Below are 16,431 nucleotides of genomic sequence, written 5' to 3'. Positions count from 1 at the left end.
GAAGGTTGGACTTCTATGATTGCTGCCATGAAAACTGCGTTTAAAATTGAAAAGAGTATCGCATTTATGATAAATTATTTCTATTAGCTTTGCTTCAGAGAGAAAAGGTGAGATAATTAATGAGTAGTAATCATTTGCATATTGGTGGTATTGATTCGATTGAGTTAATTGAAAAGTATGGCACACCTTTGTTTGTTTATGATGTTCAGAAGATACGAGAGAATGCACGTGCTTTTGTCCGGACTTTTGAAGAATCTGGCATCCCTTTTCAGGTCGCTTATGCAAGCAAAGCTTTCTCTTCAGTCGCGATGCTTCAAGTGGCTAAGCAAGAAAAGTTAAGCTTGGATGTCGTTTCTCAAGGTGAATTACATACAGCGCTGGAAGCCGGTTTCCCTGTTGAAAAAATTCATATGCATGGAAATAATAAAAGCGAAGATGAACTGAGAATGGCAATCGAATGTGGAATTGGTTGTATTGTCGTCGATAATTTTCACGAAATCTCTTTGCTCGAGGCGTTGGTTGAGGAATTGGATACAACGGTACAAGTGTTGCTTCGAGTCACACCAGGGATTGAAGCACATACACATGACTATATATTGACTGGTCAGGAAGACTCCAAATTTGGGTTTGATCTAAATAGCAACCAAGCTGATAAGGCACTGAAACGTTTACTTAATCTACCACGATTTCGAGTATTGGGGATTCATTCACACATCGGTTCCCAAATATTTGAGACAACGGGTTTTGAGATGGCCATTAAAAAACTCTTCCAATTACTCATTCATTGGAAACATCAATACCAATATGATGCTGAAGTTGTCAATTTAGGTGGTGGTTTCGGTATTAAGTATACGGAAAGCGATCAACCATTACCTTTGAATCAATATGTCGTCACATTGACAGAATGTGTCAAAGCTGAAGCGCAAAGATTAAGTTTGTCCATTCCTGAGATTTGGATTGAGCCAGGCAGGTCTATTGTTGGTGATGCGGGCATTACGTTATATACCATTGGATCATTGAAAGAAGTTGAAAATGTTCGAAAATATGTATCCGTAGACGGTGGCATGACAGATAATATTCGGCCAGCACTATACCAAGCTAAGTACCAAGCGGTTGTCGCAAATAAAATAAATGATCCATTGATCGAAGAAGTATCAATTGCTGGCAAATGTTGTGAGTCTGGTGATATGCTTATTTGGGACTTAAAAACCCCTGCAATCGAATCAGGTGACTTTTTAGCTGTATTTTCGACTGGCGCTTATGGGTACGCGATGGCAAGTCATTACAATCGTTTTCCTAAAGCAGCGGTTGTATTTGTTGAAAATGGAAAAGATCAGCTCGTTGTCAAACGTGAAAAGTACACGGACTTAACCCGGTTTGATTTAAGCTATGAATAAACTAATTGGAGGAATAGAAAATGAAAAAAGCAACGATTCAATTTGAAAACGGTGAACAAATTAAGATTGATTTATTTGAAGAAGATGCTCCAGGAACAGTTGAAAACTTTGTCAGCCTAGCAAATAAAAACTTTTATGATGGGTTAACATTTCACCGAGTGATTCCAGGATTCGTCATTCAAGGCGGAGATCCAAATGGTAATGGTACAGGTGGACCAGGATATACAATTAAATGTGAAACAGAAGGTAATCCGAACAAGCATGAAAGAGGATCTTTATCGATGGCACATGCCGGTAAAGATACTGGTGGAAGCCAGTTCTTTATTTGTTTTGAAGCACAACCACATCTTGACGGTGTGCATACTGTATTTGGAAAAGTTGTAGATGGAATGGATGTTGTCGACCGCGTAAAAGTTGGCGACGTCATGCAAAAGGTGACAATCGAAGAATAGAACACCAACGTATTGAACCTTGATTTTTTGGACAAAATGGTGTTACTATTACTACTCGACAAACTTTTTTTTGTGAATTTTACATTGAATTATCTTCCATGAAATTCTCAAAGATTGAAGGATTGTAAAAATCCTTTTGTTAAAGAGGGGTTAATATGTTAATCAAGTTTAAAAAGAGCTTTGAAAAAATTGCCATGGGACTTCTTTCTTTTATGCCCGAAGAAAAACAGGTGAAGAAACTACAAGAAACAATAAATGAGTACGAAAGTAACGAAGATTGGCAATTGTACTTGTGGAAAGAAGAAGAAGTACTAGGAACAATTGGTGTCTGCTTTGAAGACGATAAAGTTGTCGTTCAGCACATTAGCGTAAATCCGTCTTATCGAAACCAAGGTATCGGTAAAAAGATGGTTCAAGCAGTGAAAGAGCTATATGACGAGCGCCACGTTTGCGGAAATGAATTCACCAATGAATTTTTTGAAGCTTGCCAAGAAGAATAAATAAACTGTCCAATTTACTTTTGTAATGAGTAGATTGGACAGTTTGTTTTATATAGACATGTCGGTTTTTATGATTTTTAATATTGATTTAAATCCACAACTTAGTGTAGTAAATCAGTAACAGAAATAACAATCTAATTTAGCGTAGGAAATATACGGAGACTTCTGCGGTCAACTAAATGCGGCCACGTCCTGTGGCCAACGTTGACACTAGCCCGTCCTGGGCGTCGGGAGCAAAACCTAGGTGAGACCCCGCAGTGCGAAGCACGAGGAGGCTCAACAGCTGCCCGCGATATAGAAGACACTGCGATTTATCGCAGATGTCGCCTTATGCCCTGTGGGTAAAAGCGCAGTATATTTCCGAAGCGGGTATTTCCGCCACACTATATTAGTTTTTTTATAAAGTTAAAAACCACCTTATTTTTATATGTCATCACGAAATTCTTTTAAATGCCGATGGACGATCCGTTCATCCGAAACCTGATAAGCGTATTCCGCTTGATTATCTTTTTGTATTGCCAAGCGACAAAGCCTGTCTTGCAATTTCTTATTAACAATTGGTAAGTCAACGCTTTTATACGGTACGTTATTTTGAATCTGATATTGGATCGTAGAAATCAGATCAATTAGGCGTTGGTTAGATAATCCTAGTTGAATTAAATCACCTTGATGCTTCCATAACTTCTCATAGCAACTATCGATCAATTTTTTCGCCCCGACTATGTTTCCTCGTCTATAATGATACAAGCCAACAGCTAATTGAATCAATCCTGTCCAAACCGAATTTCGCTTCATTTCCGTCTCATTTTTCCAAAAATCTTCTAACACTTCATGACACTCAAAATAGTCTCTTGTATAATGGAATTCATAGAGATATTCAAGATATTGTTTCGGATACATAAGTTATCTCCCTCATTGTTATTCCTTTTCACTCGAAAGTTTGATAAGATTTCAATATAAACTCTCGGCCATCGAAAGAGTGATGCATTTGTCCAATCAAACCTATCAAGTAAAATTCGATACCTTTGAAGGTCCACTAGATTTATTATTACATTTAGTCAATCAATATGAAATCGATATATACGACGTACCTTTAAAAGATGTTGCGGATCAGTATATGAATTACATACGTACAATGCAAGAACTTCAGTTGGACATTGCCAGCGAGTACTTAGTCATGGCTGCAACACTACTGGCCATCAAGAGTCAGATGCTTTTACCAAAGCAAGATGTGGAAATGGAGGACGAGTATGAAGAGGACTTACGCGATGAACTCATTGCAAAGCTGATCGAGTATCGTAAGTTTAAGGAAGCTGCCACTGAATTAAAAGAAAGAGAGCAAGAACAACTTCGCACGCATATGCGACCGGCAACCGACCTTTCCGTTTATCAAAATGAGACAAAGGTTGAGAGAAGTAATGAATTAGATATTGTTGATCTGACACAAGCTTTTCAAAAGGTTTTACGCAGAAAACAATTGCTGGAACCGATGGAAACAACTGTACAGAGGCAAGAAATCTCGATTGAAAAAAGAATGGATGAAATTTTAAATACGTTAATGAAATATCGTGGGAAAAGGACATTTGAAGAGCTCTTTTCTTATCAGAAGAGAGTGGAAGTTGTTGCGACTTTTCTTGCTATCTTAGAGTTGATGAAAGGTATGAAAATCATCTGTATCCAAAACCATAATTTCGACTCAATAACGGTCCAGTTGACGGGGGAAATATAAATGGAGTTAAATGAAATGAAGGGTGTCCTGGAAGGTTTATTGTTTGTTTCAGGTGATGAAGGGTTATCAAATAAACAAATCAAGAATATTCTTGAAATAGATGAGGATGCTATTACATTATTATTGAATGAATTAAAATATGATTATGAACATGGACAACGTGGTTTATCTATTTTAGAAGTAAGGGGCATCCATTATCTGACGACTAAACCGGATCACGCTGTTTATTATGAAAAAATGCAACAGTCAAATGTATCGTCAAGATTATCTCAGGCATCTTTGGAAACATTAGCGATTGTAGCTTATAAACAGCCAATCACGAAAGTTGAAATGGAAGAAATTCGTGGTGTGAAGTGTGATGGGCCAGTTCAAACGTTAATGTCGCGATATTTAATAGAAGAAGCCGGAAGAAAAGATACGAGTGGACGGCCGATTCTATATCAAACGACAAGAGAATTTTTGACATTCTTCGGATTAACTTCGTTAGATGACTTACCACCACTTACGGAAGAAGATTTAGATCAAACATTAATGGAATCCGATTTATTTTTTACTGAACTGGCTGATGAGAATGAAAAAGCAGCTCAATAATATTAAGGGGGTCCCTACGAACCAATGCGTACAGGAAGAAGGTCTCAAGCGCAAAAAGTTTTTGAAGAGCTTGGACGTATAGAATCGATTCTAGAAGACTTTCACAATCGCCATTCGGCTAATCACTTGGCAAATAGCAATAAAGACTTAAGTGAAGAATATATCCAACGAGTCATTAAACAATTCAGACTTCTAGAAGCCTATTCTACGGAAGGCAAGAGAGCGATTTACCCATTTACAAACGGTAAAACAATTGATGCCAAGAACATCGATCGAATATTAAGAGGTATTAATCTGAAATGTGTAAATTCATTCTTTTCGCCCACCGTTGATTTGTGGTTTGAGGACAGCCGAGCATCTTATCAAAATAAAGATGCCATTGACTTTATAGAAAATCCTGGAGAGGAAATTACTCAACTAACTCGAGAGCTTGAACCAATATTCCTAGATTTACGAAACCAATTAGAATATTTTTCACAAGAAATATCCTAGTACACTTAAATCGTGACTAAAAAAGGATAGGCTGTGATCAACCCGAACTGAAATCAATGATTTTTAGTTCGGTTTTTTTATATTGTGGAAGTATTTCCAACTTTAAGGCACAGACCGAACAATTTTTCAGATTCATCACATCATTCTTTATTGCTTAACCTTATTTCAATGATGGATTCATATCAGTGAGAAGTGGTTCATATCTTTTAATAACTAGACAAGCATGAATGGATGTGGAATCGAACAATGAAAAAGCTAGCCATTTTTACCTTATTGATTCTCCTGATATTGTTTATCAATCCATATGGAAGTGACGCTGCTCCAGATATATCCGCAGAGAAGGCTGTTGTACTTGATATGAATACAATGGAGGTCCTCTATGGAAAACAGATGAATGAGAGATCCTCTATAGCAAGCATCACTAAAATTGTTACTGCCTTTGTCGCTTTAGAATATGGTGATTTAGACCACCGAGTGCGTATTTCAAAAAAAGCATCCATGATGGAAGGTTCATCCATTTACACGAAAGAGAATCAACTCTATACACTTGAAGATTTAATCTACGGGCTTATGCTTCGTTCAGGTAACGATGCAGCTACTGCGATTGCAGAGCATGTGGGCGGAAGTGTAGAGGGCTTTGCTTTTCTGATGAATGAAACAGCTGATTGGATCGGTATGGAAAACAGTTCATTTAAAAATTCACATGGCCTGGAAGAGGAAAATCATTATTCAAGCGCTTATGATATGGCATTGATTACAGCGCATGCAATGAACGAGAATGATCAATTCAAAAAAATCTTCGGAACAGAAAAGCACTTACCGAAAAATGGAGACTATTATTGGTTCAATAAAAACAAACTACTAACCACTTATGGTGAATACTGTACAGGAGGAAAAACAGGCTTTACAAAAAAAGCTGGTCGAACCCTCGTTACGACAGCTGAATATGAAGATCAAGCAATTGTCGTAGTAACGCTTAATGCCTCAGATGATTGGAATGACCACAAAAAACTTTATGATTATGCTTTTCAAGAATTAGCGAAGAAGCCAAATGTGCCGATTCAAGCAGAAGCCAATCAATCTAATTTATTTGATCTTTATATCGAAACGTTCCGTCAATTGCAGGGGGCGTCCGTATGGTAAATATCATATGGGCCGGATTAGCAGCAATCGGAATTATTTATGCCTTATTCAATGGGACAATGGAAGAAGTCAATGAAGCTGTTTTTACTGGCGCAGAAGAAGCAGTTGCCTTAACGATCACACTCGTCAGTGTTTTGGTATTTTGGTTAGGTCTCATGCAAATTGCAGAAGAAGCGGGATTGCTGGACAAGCTAGCAAAGTTATTTCGCCCATTATTCACGCGGTTATTTCCTGAGATTCCACCAGATCACCCTGCCATGGGCTATATTTTATCGAACTTTTCTTCAAACATTTTTGGTCTCGGCCATGCCGCTACACCATTTGGCATTAAAGCCATGCAATCATTGAAGAAGTTGAACAATAACCGGACGGATGCTTCAAGATCAATGATCACTTTTTTAGCACTGAATACCTCTAGTGTGACGTTAATACCGACGACTATGATTGCGATTCGAATGAAATATGATTCCATTGCACCGACTGAAATTGTGGGAGCAACCATTATGGCAACATTGGTTTCCACTGTAGGGGCACTATTAATTGATCGATTCTTTTATTATCGAAGGCAAAGGAGCTTATAAATGCTTGTTCAATTTAGTAACATGGTTATTCCGCTCCTCATTTTATCGGTTTTGCTTTATGGGACATATAAAAAAGTACCTACTTATGAAGCGTTTGTTGAAGGTGGCAAGGAAGGAGTCGCAATGGCTGTTTCATTGCTTCCTTTCTTATTAGGTATGCTCGTTTCCATTACGATCTTTCGAGCATCAGGAGCATTGGATGCATTTGTTCATTTACTAGAGCCCGTATTGGCTGTTTTTCATATTCCTCCTGATATCGTTCCATTAGCGCTGACTCGCCCAATTTCTGGCACAGCTTCACTCGGTGTTGCGACAGATATTATCCAAAATGAAGGACCAGATTCATTTTTAGGAAAATTAGCTTCTACCATGCAAGGAAGTACGGATACGACATTGTATGTATTGACTGTTTACTTTGGAGCTGTCCAAATCAAAAAAATGGGTGATGCGTTGAAAGTTGGGTTACTGGCTGATTTAATCGGGATTACAGCTTCACTAATTATTTGTTACATATTATTTAGTTAATGCGTATATTTTTTTAAGTGGCTGGGATAAAATCTTTAAAGTTGACTCAGATACGAACATTCTAATTTAGTAATGCGGAAAAAACTCGCTTCGGAAATATACTCCGCTTTTCTCAGGCAGCTGTTGAGCCTCCTCGTGCTACGCACTGCGGGGTCTCACCTAGGCTTTTCCTCCCGCAGAAGTCTCCGTATATTTTTAATGTTTTTTATGTAGAGGGTTCGATACTATTCGACAATGAACCCTTATTTGTCGTATGTAAATATGCTCGTATGTTAAAATACACATAGACATTGAAGAAAATAGGTGAAATAGGTATGGAACGACTACAAAAAGTGATTGCAAAAAGTGGGGTTACTTCCCGACGTAAGGCTGAAAATTACATTTTAGAAGGTCGCGTCAAAGTGAATGGAAAAATAGTGACAGAATTAGGTACAAAGGTTTCTTCCTCTGATCGGGTAGAAGTAGATCAAGTAGAACTTGAAAAAGAGGAACCTGTTTATTATATGCTTCATAAACCTCGCGGAGTCATATCTGCCGTGAAGGATGATAAAGACAGGAAAGTAGTGACTGATTTGCTATCGGATGAGATTGAAGAGCGTCTTTTTCCTGTTGGCCGGCTTGATTACGATACATCAGGGTTAATTCTACTCACGAACGACGGTGAATTTACTCAACGGCTTATACATCCTAAGTATCAAATGGACAAAGTGTACGTAGCAAAAATCAATGGAATCATTGAAAAAGAAGAACTTACAAAACTAAAAAAAGGAATTGTCGACCAAGGTGAAAGATTAAAATGTGTTAAAGCAAGAATTTTAAATAGTAATGTCAAAAAAGGTAAAGAGAGCAAGGAAGGAAAGAGTATTGTCGAACTCACGCTCCACCAAGGTAAGAATCGACAAGTGCGTAGAATGTTTGAAGCGCTTGGTTACCGGGTGGAAAAGTTGAGACGCGAACGGTTTGGTAACTTGAGTTTGGGTAACCTGCCAACTGGAGAGTATAGAAAGCTTACACCACATGAGGTGAAGCAATTAATTGCCCTCTCAAATCAAAATGTTAAATAATGTTCAAACGTTGAAATAAGGGACGTCAACTCTAGTGATATAATGGCCCTCAAGAGGAGTGAGATACTGTGCATAAAAAGAAAAAGAGGTTGATCATTCGGACGGTTATATTATCGATCCTGGTTCTAACTTTAATTGGTGTTTTATATGTTAACTTCTCAAATGAACGACCTGTTGTAGCTGAGGGAGATGAAGCACCAAATTTTAAGCTTAAACGATTGGACGCTGAGGGAGAGACGATTGAATTAAAAGACCTTGAAGGAAAAGGTGTTATGTTGAACTTCTGGGCAACTTATTGCGAACCGTGTAAAGAAGAGATGCCATACATGGATGAACTTTATCAAGAGTATAAGGATAAAGGGATTGAAATTGTTGCCATCAGTGTTGATTCAAATGAGTTTGTCATTAATAATTTCTATAATAAACTAGGATTAAGTTTTCCAAGTGTTCATGACAAGAATGGAGCAGTAATGGAAGCGTATGACATCGTTCCGTTACCGACGTCATTTTTTGTCAATCCAGATGGGACCATTGAGCGAGTCGTTAAGGGCGCATTAACATTGGAACGATTAGAGGGGTATCTACAGGAAATTCTACCAACGAGTTAAAATCAAACGTAGACTTAAAGAGGGATAAACATGAGTGTGAACACGATAAAATGTGAATGTGGACATATTAATCACGAAGGTACCGTCCTTTGTGAAGCTTGCGGTAAGCCAATTAAAGGCAACCAACACCTTGATGGAAATGACGATCAAAGAGTTCTTGAAATGCGTTATGACGGTAGTGCCCGTCGTTCAAAAACTTACAAACGTACATTTATAGATAAAACGTGGGCGTTTTTTTCATCTGTTAAAGTCGGTGTGTGGCTCATCGTAATTACGCTAATTTTTTCAGCATTAGGAACAATCTATCCACAAGAGCCGTTTAAAAACTCACCATTGCCAGCTTCTCAATTTTATGAGACAGAATACGGGCTGACTGGAAAAATCTTTTATCAACTAGGTTTTCATAATATGTATGATTCTTGGTGGTATATTATTTTAGTAGCAATGATTGGTATATCTCTTGTTATTTGTAGTCTTGATCGCTACATACCGTTAAGACGTGCATTAAAGAATCAAAAAATTAAACGTCACCCAACATTCGTGAAACGTCAAAGGGTTGTCAGTTCAACGGACAAACTATCTGATGAAAACTATCAGACGATCAAAGAAAGATTGAAGAAAAAAAGATATAAGATTAAAGAAGAAGACGGACATCTATTTGCAGAGAAGAACCGCTTTTCTCGGTGGGGACCCTATGTCAACCATATTGGTTTAATCGTTATCTTGACTGCGGCGATTCTACGTATGTTTGATGTAATGCACGTGGATGACTATGTATGGGTTCGTGAGGGAGAAACGCGGGTTATTCCAGGTACAAATCAAGAGTATTATATCAAAAATGAAAATTTCAGTTATGATTTCTTTGATGCAGAGGAAGATGAAGACATACGCTTCCGTGAAGCATTAAAGAACGCGAATGGACCTATTCCAAAAGACTTTCAAACCGATGCGATCATCTACAAAGTCAAAGGCGAAACGGTCATCGGTGAAGAACCTGAACTTGAAGAAATCAAGCGTGGACAAATTCGTGTAAATCATCCAATTCAGTTTGATGGATATTCACTGTACCAAGCAGGTAACCAAATGGACAGCGAGTACGATCAAATCTCTTTTAAAATTAATGGAGAAAACGATCAAGAATTAGGTAAATTCACTTTCGATACTGATGAAGCACCTTATCAAATTGAATTAGACAATGGTATGATCGTTAGAGTGGATGATTACTATCCACAGTTAGAGTTCACTGATAAAGGTCCTTCATCTTTTTCAAAGTTCCCGAGAAATCCCGGAATTATTTTCTCGGTTCTGAATGAAGGAGAAGAAGAAGGTGACCGATTCTTTTATTTAGGGGAAGATATTATCAGTCTTTCAGACGAGAGCACACTAACTATGTCCGTTACGGATATTGAAAAACGATCAGCGTCTGGATTAACCGTTAAGAAAGATTACAGTTTACCATTCTTTTTGATTGGTGCAATTATTTTCATGATCGGTGTAGTTCAGGGATTATATTGGTATCACCGTAGAATTTGGATACATCCGACAGAAAATGAATATCTTGTCGGTTCACATACGAACAAAAACTGGTTCGGTATGAAGAAAGAACTCGACGAAATTTTTGAAGGAACTGAGTTTAATGAATTTAAAGACCAAAGTGAATTGAAGTAATTGACTCAATAGAGGAGGTCCTCTCATGGATTTTTATGAAATAAGTAGTAGTCTATTATCTATTTCCTTTTTTATCTATTTGATTGCAGTAGTATTCTTTGGTGCAATCTTAGGTAAGAAAAGAGATGAACGACAAAAATCAAAACTGACGACAATTGGAATCATATTAACCATCATTGGTTTCATTGCACAAGTCGCTTCATTTATTTTCAGATGGATGGAAGCAGGACATATTCCAGTTAGTAATATGTTTGAATTCATCTATTTCTTCAGCATGTGTTTAATATTTGCCTTTTTATTAATTCATTTTATTTATCGTTATTCGATCATGGGGATTGTGGCACTCCCGATTGCGATCGTATTAATTGGATACGGAAGCGTCTTCCCAACTGAAGTCACCCCATTAGTTGACTCGTTACAGTCGAATTGGTTATACATTCACGTAACGACTGTTGCATTGGCACAAGCTATATTATCAATTAGCTTTGTTGCTGGATTGTTATACTTGATTGTGAAAGTAAACCAAGAGGTACGTAGCAAAGAAACTTCTTATTTAGAACTGATTATGTACTTCGTCGTTTCAGTTATAGCATTCGTTGTATTATCATTTTCATTCGGTGCTGCCGATTACGAAGCAGTGTTTAATTTACCAGAGAATGGAGATTATAACGAGATTTCTTACACATTGCCTGCGTTAATTGGTCCGACTGACTCAGAACTGGCAACAACTGATCATTTTTACACTGGTATAGAAGCGCCAAGCTTTCTAAACGGAGCGGAAGCTGCTCGTAAATTTAACTCGTTAATTTGGTCATTATTGACTGGTCTCGTTTTATATGGATTGTTACGATTATTGACACGTAAACGAATAGGCGCATACTTGCAGAATAAATTTGGCAAAGTAAATCCTGACGTTGTAGACGACATTCTTTATCGTGCCATAGCAATCGGTTTCCCATTATTCACATTAGGTGGATTGATTTTTGCGGCAATCTGGGCCCAAGAGGCTTGGGGACGTTTTTGGGGCTGGGACCCGAAAGAAGTCTGGGCGCTTATTACGTGGTTATTCTATGCAGCCTTCTTACATCTAAGACTCGCGCGTGGATGGCATGGTAAAAAGTCTGCATGGCTAGCGGTAATCGGATTTGCCATCATCATGTTTAACTTGATCGTGGTCAACTTGGTCATTTCCGGCTTACATTCTTATGCTTAATATATTGATGAAGAAGGAGTAATGCGTGATGTCAGAAGAAGGTAAAATTTTAATTGTAGAAGACGAAGAGCGAATCCGTCGTCTTCTAAACCTTTATTTATCTCGTGAAGGTTATACGCTGGAAGAAGTAGAAAATGGAGAGGATGCTCTCCAAATGGCATTAGATAACGATTATGATTTAATTTTACTGGATTTGATGCTACCAGGTATGAGCGGTGAAGAGGTATGTGAAAAGCTTCGTGAGCGAAAAGCTACTCCAGTAATTATGTTGACGGCTAAAGGGGAAGAAGGTAATCGTGTGCAAGGTTTTGAGGTTGGTGCAGACGATTATATCGTAAAACCATTCAGTCCTAGAGAAGTCGTTCTTCGTGTGAAAGCTCTATTAAGACGTTCTTCTGCTACGAAGTATTTGGAAACTTCACCTGAGACAAACGATGTTCTAGTGTTTCCACATTTGAGCATTGATAAAGATGCCCATCGAGTGATGGTAGAAGACACTGAAGTTAACTTAACACCGAAAGAATATGAGCTGCTTTATTATTTAGCTAAAACACCGGATAAAGTATTTGACCGCGAAGAGTTGTTAAAAGAAGTTTGGGAATATGAGTTCTTCGGTGATCTACGAACAGTAGATACCCATGTCAAACGCCTACGCGAGAAATTAAATCGTGTATCAGAAGAAGCTGCCAAGATGATTGTAACAGTTTGGGGAGTCGGATATAAGTTCGAGGTTAAAGACTTATAATGTTTTGGCGTAGTGTAGTATTCAAATTATGGTTCACCATTATTTTAATGGTGGCCTTTGTTCTATTCATCTTGACTGTACTTCTACTAGAATTCTTTGAGAATTACTACGTTGAAGAAGCAGAAAAAAATTTGCTGAACCAAGCTGAAAGTGTAGCAACACTTATTGAAAGTCACGGTAATGATGGTTTAGAGATTGAAACAATCAATGAAGTTACCGCTCCGACGACTCGTGTAACTATTTTTTATAGTGAACATGAGTATTGGATGAATGACAATTCTGAGACAAACCCATTACCTGAGGTAGATCCAACTTGGTTTTTAACAAATACAGATTTAAACCAAACAATAACAAATAAAGAAGAAGTCATGAAGATAGAACCTTTATCCAACTCAGAAGCAAAAATAGTTGTCGTTGGAATTCCTTTTGAATTAGAGGGAAGTACGGGTGCCATTTATGCTTATCAATCACTTGAAGCGATTGAAGAAACGACTACGAAAACAACTCGAATTATTTTAATCGCTGCATCAATTTCAATCATTTTGACGACAATTTTTGCCTTTTTCTTATCAACTAGAATTACTGCACCGTTAATAAAAATGAGAAAAGCAGCAGGAGAACTCTCTCGCGGTGAATTTTATACAAAGGTACCTGTGTTAACGCATGATGAGATTGGTGAGTTAGCTATCTCATTTAATCGAATGCGCCGACAATTAAATGATCACATATCTGCGTTGAACCAGGAAAAATCTCATTTATCAAGTATATTGAAATCAATGGCTGACGGTGTCATCACCATTAATAAAAAGTGTGAAATTATGGTAATGAATCCACCAGCAAAATCCGTTTTGGAACAATTAGGCTATCAATTCGATGATACGATGAATAAATTGCCATCCGAGTTGAAGGGATATTTTGAAGATGTTCTAAATAAAGAGCAAGAGAGCATTTCCGAAATCTCTGTCCAAGGCAGAACCTACGTTTTACTTCTGACGCCATTATACACGAACGGAGTCATTAGAGGGGTTGTAGCGATATTAAGAGATATGACAGAAGAACGGCAAACGGATAAACTTCGTAAAGACTTTCTAGCTAACGTCTCACATGAACTTCGAACGCCGATTTCTTTAATGCAAGGCTATTCAGAAGCAATTGTGGATGACATCGCTGCTTCCAATGAAGAAAAACGTGAGCTGGCCCAAATTATTTATGATGAATCACTCCGGATGAGTCGTTTAGTTAACGAATTACTAGACCTAGCTCGCATGGAAGCTGGACACATTCAATTAAATATTGAAAAAGTCGATATTAGCGGCTTCATCAATCGAGTAGCGAAAAAGTTCCGAACGGTTGCCGATGATCAAAACATTCATGTTGATGTTTCTTTAAATAATCAAACAGAATTAGTGTTTTTAGATCCCGATCGAATGGAACAAGTATTAACGAACTTGATTGATAATGCCATTCGCCATTCAACGAGCGGTGATTCGATAACAATTACACTCGATGAACTAATAAATGAATTCGTCATTTATGTAAAAGATGAAGGATCTGGAATTCCTGAAGAAGACGTACCATTTATATTTGAACGATTTTACAAAAGTGACAAAGCTCGGACAAGGAAAAAAGAAGTCAAAGGAACTGGTCTTGGACTTTCGATTGCTAAACATATCGTAGAAGCACATAAAGGTCGGATTTCTGTTCAAAGTCATGTAAATGAAGGTACTAAATTTACAATTACTCTACCAAAAAACCCACATAAAGATTATTCATGATGAAAACAGCCTGAGAATATTTTTATTCTCTAAGGCTGTTTTATTGTGTATATATGAAGAAACCGACTATTTATTTTGTGGTAAAATGATTAAAGTTGTAACTATTTTTATCTTTACCCGACAAATAATATGAATGGAGGGCGAGCATGAAATCCATCTTTCAGGACCTCTACGACCGTTATCATCAAGATTTATATCAATTTATTTATTATATGGTGAAAAACCGTTCTACAGCTGAAGATTTAGTTCAAGAAGTGTATATCAAAGTATTCAAATCTTATGAAACATTTAAAGGTGAGAGCAGTCCGAAGACTTGGATGTTTTCAATTGCACGTCATGTTACCATTGATTTTTTTCGCAAAGAAGAACGACGTAAAAAACAATCAGCTGACTATTATGATTGGCATGAAAATAATGACCAGCTAAGCGATGTCCAGCCTTTACCGGATGAAATCGCTGAAAAAAATGAACAAATTCAGTTACTCTATCGTTGTCTTGATGATTGTACGGAAGATCAGCGTGTTGTTGTGATTTTACGTTACATACAGGAGTTATCGATTCAAGAAACTGCAGAAGTCTTAAATTGGACAGTTAGTAAAGTAAAAACCACCCAACATCGTGCCATTAAGTTCTTGACGAGAAGAATGAATGAAGTAGAAGGAGGGCATAGCGGATGAGTAAATTTGATGAAAAAGAAATAGAAAAATTGCTTGGCCATATGCCTGATATAAAAGATGAGCAATCAAGTGAATATTATTATAAAAATATTGATGAAGAACTGACTAAAACTAAAAGACGAAGTAAAAAGAAAACAAAGTTATACCCGGTATTAGCTAGTGTTGCGGCTTTGTTTTTGGTTATGTTATTGTCTGCGAAATATCTCCCTGTTGGTGCACCTACTTTTGATGAGGGGTCAGATGTTGAGCTAAGTGAATTCAATTCAAATACAGATATGAAACAGTATGCGAATGATGAGCAAGCTGAAAGTTCGGTTGAACAACAAGAAGAGGAATCAATGGAAAGTGCTGAAATTAATCAGGAAGATTTTGTGGAAGAAAGTACAGATGCATCATTCACACGTGTAGTTCATGCTAATGATGAAACAAATGAAAATTTAGTTACGTATTTCTTCCCGGATGAACAACTGCAATTACTTATACCTATTACCTTTGAGCAGCAAGTAGCTGACCCATATGAAGCTTTTAATTACGCTCAAGATGTGATTCCGGACGATTTCCCAATAAACGATGAGCTTTATGAATATCTTTCTTTTAAAGAGATTGATTCTAGCGGAATGCCAGTTATTCAAATTGATGTGGATCGTTTTCAAAAAGAATATCCTGGCGGTTCAACGATAGAGAATTTTCTTTTACAAACGATTAATGCTTACTTTGCGGAGCTAAATGAGGATACTATCAAATTGGTGAATACCAATGGAGAAAACGTTTCACTTCCACATATAGGAGAAATCGACCAACCACTTGAAGTGGAATCAACAGATAAACAACCATTTAAAATCATTCATTTAACTGAAATAGATGAACCGTATTATGTACAGTCTCCTGACTTTTCTGGTGAATCTACAGAATCTATATCCATTGAAGACGCATTTCAACGAATGAAACAAGAGGATGAATATACTGAGGCAATGTCGTCCATACCAAGTGAGTGGAAAATTCAAGTTGACAATCAGACAGAAGATCGATTATATCTTACAATTGAAAATGTAGATGATGAAACCGAACAAGGTCGTATCATTGCAGTTGAAACAATTCTGTTAACAGCAGAAAGTTTCGGCTTTAATGAAGTGGTTTTTTCGATGGACGGTTTTGAGCAAATTGGTCAATATCCAATTGGTGAACCAATTCAAGCCCCAGCGTATGTTAATCCGCACGATTAATTTGTATTTGCGTTAAATTATTGGATTTAGAAAAAAGGGGTTTTGAAC

The 16,431-nt window shown here is 37.4% G+C and carries 18 protein-coding genes; 17 read left to right on the top strand and 1 reads right to left on the bottom strand.

Annotated features, from left to right (window positions below; all coding sequences use genetic code 11):
- Positions 1-119: 119 nt before the first annotated feature.
- The 3 genes from lysA to FPQ13_RS00630 all read left to right on the top strand — a co-directional run bounded on the left by lysA (position 120) and on the right by FPQ13_RS00630 (position 2,349).
- Positions 120-1,397 carry a diaminopimelate decarboxylase gene (gene lysA, locus FPQ13_RS00640; protein ID WP_144087369.1) on the top strand — a complete coding sequence of 426 codons (1,278 nt, stop codon included), beginning with the start codon at positions 120-122 and terminating at the stop codon, positions 1,395-1,397.
- A 20-nt stretch (positions 1,398-1,417) separates the two neighbouring features.
- The gene (locus FPQ13_RS00635) at positions 1,418-1,849 is read left to right on the top strand and encodes a peptidylprolyl isomerase (RefSeq protein WP_144087368.1); all 432 of its coding nucleotides are present in this window, start codon (positions 1,418-1,420) and stop codon (positions 1,847-1,849) included.
- A 155-nt stretch (positions 1,850-2,004) separates the two neighbouring features.
- The gene (locus FPQ13_RS00630; RefSeq protein WP_144087367.1) at positions 2,005-2,349 is read left to right on the top strand and encodes a GNAT family N-acetyltransferase; all 345 of its coding nucleotides are present in this window, start codon (positions 2,005-2,007) and stop codon (positions 2,347-2,349) included.
- 423 nt (positions 2,350-2,772) lie between these two features.
- Here FPQ13_RS00630 and FPQ13_RS00625 read toward each other — a convergent pair whose 3' ends face one another.
- Positions 2,773-3,249 (bottom strand): DUF309 domain-containing protein, encoded by a 477-nt coding sequence (locus FPQ13_RS00625; protein ID WP_144087366.1) that lies wholly within the window; start codon positions 3,247-3,249, stop codon positions 2,773-2,775.
- Positions 3,250-3,337: 88 nt separating this feature from the next.
- Between FPQ13_RS00625 and FPQ13_RS00620 the strand changes: the two genes are divergently transcribed.
- From FPQ13_RS00620 to FPQ13_RS00555, 14 genes are all read left to right on the top strand, one after another.
- Positions 3,338-4,078, top strand: a complete 741-nt coding sequence (locus FPQ13_RS00620; RefSeq protein WP_281281161.1) for a segregation/condensation protein A — start codon at positions 3,338-3,340, stop codon at positions 4,076-4,078.
- On the top strand, positions 4,079-4,669 hold the full coding sequence (gene scpB, locus FPQ13_RS00615) for an SMC-Scp complex subunit ScpB (RefSeq protein WP_144087364.1): 591 nt from the start codon (positions 4,079-4,081) through the stop codon (positions 4,667-4,669). It begins immediately after the preceding gene.
- Between the two features lie 24 nt (positions 4,670-4,693).
- Positions 4,694-5,161, top strand: a complete 468-nt coding sequence (locus tag FPQ13_RS00610; protein ID WP_144087363.1) for a DUF3907 family protein — start codon at positions 4,694-4,696, stop codon at positions 5,159-5,161.
- Positions 5,162-5,407: 246 nt separating this feature from the next.
- Positions 5,408-6,304 carry a D-alanyl-D-alanine carboxypeptidase family protein gene (locus FPQ13_RS00605; protein ID WP_186279498.1) on the top strand — a complete coding sequence of 299 codons (897 nt, stop codon included), beginning with the start codon at positions 5,408-5,410 and terminating at the stop codon, positions 6,302-6,304.
- Positions 6,298-6,885 (top strand): nucleoside recognition domain-containing protein, encoded by a 588-nt coding sequence (locus tag FPQ13_RS00600; protein ID WP_144087361.1) that lies wholly within the window; start codon positions 6,298-6,300, stop codon positions 6,883-6,885. Before FPQ13_RS00605 ends, FPQ13_RS00600 begins: the two co-directional genes overlap by 7 nt.
- On the top strand, positions 6,886-7,410 hold the full coding sequence (locus FPQ13_RS00595; RefSeq protein ID WP_144087360.1) for a spore maturation protein: 525 nt from the start codon (positions 6,886-6,888) through the stop codon (positions 7,408-7,410). It abuts the gene before it with no gap.
- A 314-nt stretch (positions 7,411-7,724) separates the two neighbouring features.
- Positions 7,725-8,474, top strand: a complete 750-nt coding sequence (locus tag FPQ13_RS00590; RefSeq protein WP_144087359.1) for a pseudouridine synthase — start codon at positions 7,725-7,727, stop codon at positions 8,472-8,474.
- 68 nt (positions 8,475-8,542) lie between these two features.
- On the top strand, positions 8,543-9,082 hold the full coding sequence (gene resA, locus FPQ13_RS00585) for a thiol-disulfide oxidoreductase ResA (protein WP_144087358.1): 540 nt from the start codon (positions 8,543-8,545) through the stop codon (positions 9,080-9,082).
- 30 nt (positions 9,083-9,112) lie between these two features.
- The gene (gene resB, locus FPQ13_RS00580; protein ID WP_144087357.1) at positions 9,113-10,750 is read left to right on the top strand and encodes a cytochrome c biogenesis protein ResB; all 1,638 of its coding nucleotides are present in this window, start codon (positions 9,113-9,115) and stop codon (positions 10,748-10,750) included.
- A 25-nt stretch (positions 10,751-10,775) separates the two neighbouring features.
- The gene (gene ccsB / locus FPQ13_RS00575) at positions 10,776-11,963 is read left to right on the top strand and encodes a c-type cytochrome biogenesis protein CcsB (RefSeq protein WP_144087356.1); all 1,188 of its coding nucleotides are present in this window, start codon (positions 10,776-10,778) and stop codon (positions 11,961-11,963) included.
- Positions 11,964-11,991: 28 nt separating this feature from the next.
- Positions 11,992-12,708 carry a response regulator transcription factor gene (locus FPQ13_RS00570; protein ID WP_144087355.1) on the top strand — a complete coding sequence of 239 codons (717 nt, stop codon included), beginning with the start codon at positions 11,992-11,994 and terminating at the stop codon, positions 12,706-12,708.
- Complete coding sequence (locus tag FPQ13_RS00565) at positions 12,708-14,483, top strand: ATP-binding protein (RefSeq protein ID WP_186279497.1); 1,776 nt, start codon at positions 12,708-12,710, stop codon at positions 14,481-14,483. Before FPQ13_RS00570 ends, FPQ13_RS00565 begins: the two co-directional genes overlap by 1 nt.
- 146 nt (positions 14,484-14,629) lie before the next feature.
- Positions 14,630-15,160, top strand: coding sequence for an RNA polymerase sigma factor SigX (sigX, locus tag FPQ13_RS00560; protein WP_144087353.1), 531 nt, complete (start codon positions 14,630-14,632; stop codon positions 15,158-15,160).
- Positions 15,157-16,383: a hypothetical protein gene (locus FPQ13_RS00555; protein WP_144087352.1), complete on the top strand. Its 1,227-nt coding sequence runs from the start codon at positions 15,157-15,159 to the stop codon at positions 16,381-16,383. Before sigX ends, FPQ13_RS00555 begins: the two co-directional genes overlap by 4 nt.
- Positions 16,384-16,431 lie beyond the last annotated feature (48 nt).

The organism is Allobacillus salarius, assembly GCF_007559425.1.
GTDB classification, from domain to species: domain Bacteria; phylum Bacillota; class Bacilli; order Bacillales; family Alkalibacillaceae; genus Allobacillus; species Allobacillus salarius.
Note: the sequence above shows the minus strand (reverse complement) of the source record. Positions and strands in the feature narration are given on the sequence as shown.